This is a genomic window from Blastomonas sp. CCH1-A6 (genome assembly GCF_001556365.1).
In the GTDB taxonomy this organism is placed as follows: Bacteria; Pseudomonadota; Alphaproteobacteria; order Sphingomonadales; family Sphingomonadaceae; genus Blastomonas; species Blastomonas ursincola.
Map to the genome: position 1 here is coordinate 1 of NZ_LSIS01000090.1, position 887 is coordinate 887.

Annotated in this window: 1 protein-coding gene; it reads left to right on the plus strand. The window is 66.7% G+C overall.

Annotated features, from left to right (window positions below; genetic code table 11):
* Positions 1-743, plus strand: a 743-nt coding sequence (locus AX735_RS04300; RefSeq protein ID WP_231750019.1) for a S41 family peptidase, incomplete at its 5' end; no start/stop codon positions are given.
* Positions 744-887 lie beyond the last annotated feature (144 nt).

An 887-nucleotide genomic window follows, 5' to 3' on the forward strand; every position in this document is an offset into this window, starting at 1 on the left:
ATATCAACCTGCGCACCTTCATCTCGTCCGCCGATACGCCGCTCCGCGAAGCCTTTGCCAGCTTTCGTGCAGCGGGGATCACCGAGTTCATCATCGATTTCCGCTATAATGGCGGCGGGCTGGTTTCGACCGCAGAATTGATGGGCGATCTGCTCGGCGGCAACCGCAGCAGCAACGATCTCTTTTCGGGCGTGCGCTTCCGCGCGTCGAAATCTGCGCGCAACGAAAACCGCCTCTTTGCCCCGCGCGCGGAGTCGGTGAGCCCGGTGAAGATCGCGTTCATCGGCACCGGCGCCACCGCATCGGCGAGCGAACTGGTGATCAACTCGATGGCCCCCTATCTCGGCCGCAACCTGGCGCTGATTGGCGCCAACACCTTCGGCAAGCCCGTGGGCCAGATCGCGCTCGACCGCAGCGCCTGCGACGACCGGGTGCGCGTCGTCGCGTTCAGTTCTGTCAACAGCCGCAACCAGGGCGAGTATTTCAACGGCCTCGCGAGCACGCTCGACGTGACCTGCCAGGCGGCGGATGACCTCACTCGGCCGCTGGGCGATCCGCAGGAAGCCTCGATCCGTGGCGCGCTCGATTTCCTTGCCGGACGCAGTTGCACCGCGATCTCGCTCAGCGGCCCATCGGGCAATATCGCCGGCCAGTCGCAGCGCGGCCTGATCGCCAGCGACCGCGAGCTGCTGGTACCGGATGCGCCCAGCCCGGCACAGCGCGAGGTGCCGGGGCTGTTTTGAGGACAGTGCTCGAAAGCCCTCCCCCTCGATGGGGGAGGGTTGGGCGGGGGTGTTGCTGCCGGGTTGCGCGGCGATGGCCCTGGTGCGCCCAGCCGCCCGATCACCCTCACCGCTGCGACTAGGCTCCTTCGTCGCCAAGTCTCG